At 64.3% G+C, this 2,506-nt stretch carries 3 protein-coding genes; all 3 read left to right on the forward strand.

The genetic code is table 11. The features are described 5' to 3' along the window. The coding region (locus tag EN879_RS31850; RefSeq protein ID WP_164774710.1) for an XRE family transcriptional regulator at positions 1-669 on the forward strand (669 nt) is incomplete at its 5' end. Between the two features lie 3 nt (positions 670-672). Then, entirely contained in the window at positions 673-1,752 is a 1,080-nt protein-coding gene (locus tag EN879_RS31855) for an extracellular solute-binding protein (protein WP_127274516.1), read from the forward strand. Between the two features lie 24 nt (positions 1,753-1,776). After that, positions 1,777-2,506 (forward strand): ABC transporter permease (locus EN879_RS31860; protein WP_164774711.1); only part of this gene is annotated, 730 nt, incomplete at its 3' end.

The following is a 2,506-nucleotide window of genomic DNA, read 5'->3' on the forward strand; positions in this document are numbered from 1 at the left end:
CTCAACGACAATGCCGCGACCAGCGCCGAAGCGCGCCGCTCGACGGTATTGGGCGATCGGATCAAGGCCTATCGCACCACGCGGCGCCTGACGCTGCGCCAGCTCGGCGACATGATCGGCACCACCGCCAGTTTCCTAAGCCAGCTCGAGCGCGGCCTTTCCGGCGCCAACACCAGCACGCTGATGCTGATTGCCAATGCGCTCGGCATCAGCCTCGCCGATCTTTTCGACGAATGCGAAGTGTCGCCGCACGCGGTGCTGACACGCAGCGAGCGGCCGGCGCTGCCGACCAGCGAAGGCTACCGCAAGACGCTGCTGTCGCGCCGGCCGATCCGCGAGATGGAAGTCTATTGCGGCGAGTTCGCCGTCGGCGGCTCGACCGGCGACGTGCCCTACACGCACGGCAACGCGAGCGAGATGTTCCTCGTGCTGCGCGGACGCGTGCAACTGACGCTCGGCGAGGAGAGCTTCACCCTCGAAGAGGGCGATAGCATCGAATATTCGACCTCGACGCCCCACCGGACGATCAATGTCGGCGATACGGTGGCCGAAGTGCTGTGGATCATTGCGCCGCCGACCAGCGGCGCCGTCGACCTCGACCAATATGTAGCCCGGAAAACGCTCGCGCCCGGCCTACCAAAATCAAACAGCGAGCCATCGGAGGGTTAGAAAATGGGAAGCAGATCAAGAGTGGCCGGGTTCGTCGGCGCCGCCGCACTGGCCTTGCTTGCGGCCGCCGCTCACGCGCAGAACGCGCCGCCGGCCGGGACCGTGGTGGACGGCTCGCTGAAGGGAAAGACGCTGACCTTCGTCTCCTATGGCGGCATCTACCAGGACGGCCAGGTCGCCGCCCTCAAGGAATTCGTCGACAAGAGCGGCGTCAAGCTTTTGAATGATGGGCCGACCGAAATCGCCAAGCTCCAGGCGCAGGTCGAATCAGGCAATGTGACCTGGGATGTCGTCGATACGGACGATTTTCCGCCCTTCGTGCATTGCGGAAAACTGTTCCAGAAGCTGGATTTGACCAAGCTCGACATCTCGCACATCCCGCCCGGACAGGTCGGCGAGTGCAGCGTGCCGGCGATGAACTACGGCATGGTCCTGATGTACAAGAACGACACGTACAAGGACAATCCGCCGAAGGACTGGAAGGACTTCTTCGACACCGCGAAATTTCCCGGCACCCGCGCCATCGACGGCAGCGGCAGCCCGCTCGGCGGCCTGATCGAACAGGCCATCCTGGCAGACGGCGGCAAGGTCGACGCCATGACGCCGGCCGATATCGACAAGGGCATCGCCAAGATCAAGGCGATCGGTCCCGACACGATCTTCTGGAAGACGGGCGCAGAATCCCAGCAGCTCGCCGAATCCGGCGAGGCCGACATGATCATCATGTGGACCGGCCGCGCCATGACGGCGGTCAAGAACGGCGCTGCCTACACGCCGGTGTGGAAGGACTGGCTGGTCGTCATGGACCAGCTGACCATCCCGGTCGGCGCCAAGGACACCGACGCTTCCTACGCGCTGATCAACGCCTATCTCGGCAAGAAGTCGCAGGAGATCCTGACCGAGCAGACCTCCTACTCGCCGATCAACAACGAGGCACAGCCGAAGGTCGACGCATCCGTCGCCGCCTTTCTGACCAACACGCCGGACCACGCCAAGCTCGGCTATCAGCAGAACATCAAGTTCTGGGTCGCCAACTTCGCCGCCGCGTCCGACAAGTGGACAGCGCTGATGGCCGGCAACTGAGCCGGCTACCGCTGAGGTGACGGCGTGAGCCAGACATCGCATACGCCGACGGCCGGGGGTGATCATCCTCGGCCGCCAGGTGCCGTGCGGGCGCCGCAGCGGCGCCCGCGCCTTGCTGCCTATCCTTCGCTGCTGGCGATGCCCGCCTTGGCTTTGCTCATCGCCGCGATGGGCTATCCCTTGCTGACCGTCACGCTGCGCAGCTTCTCGGACCCATCTTGGGGCTTGCAGAACTATGCCTGGTTCTTTTCCACCCCGGTGAATGTCACCGTCCTGTGGCGCACCTTTTCCATCGCAGCCTGGGTCACCATCGTTTGCGTCATCGCCGCCTACCCCTATGCCTATCTCATGACGGCGGTCGGACCGCGCCTGCGGCTGGTCCTCATCCTGTGCGTTTTGGTGCCGTTCTGGGTCAGCGGCGTGGTGCGCACCCTGGCCTGGGTCATCCTGCTGCAGGATTCCGGCATCATCAATTCGGTCATCAGGCTGCTCGGCTTTGACGGCGTGAAGCTGATCCGCACGCAGACCGGCGTCGTCATCGGCATGGCGCAGGTGCTGCTGCCGTTCATGATCCTGCCGCTCTATTCGGTCATGCGCGGCATCGATCTGCGCCTCGTGCAGGCGGCGCGCAGCCTTGGTGCGCGCCCGGCACGCGCCTTCCTGCAAATCTATCTGCCGCTGTCGCTGCCCGGCGTTTTCGCCGGCGCCATCATCGTCTTCATCCTGTCGCTCGGCTTCTACATCACGCCTGCCC

The organism is Mesorhizobium sp. M7A.F.Ca.AU.002.02.1.1 (assembly GCF_003998535.1).
Lineage (GTDB): Bacteria > Pseudomonadota > Alphaproteobacteria > Rhizobiales > Rhizobiaceae > Mesorhizobium > Mesorhizobium ciceri.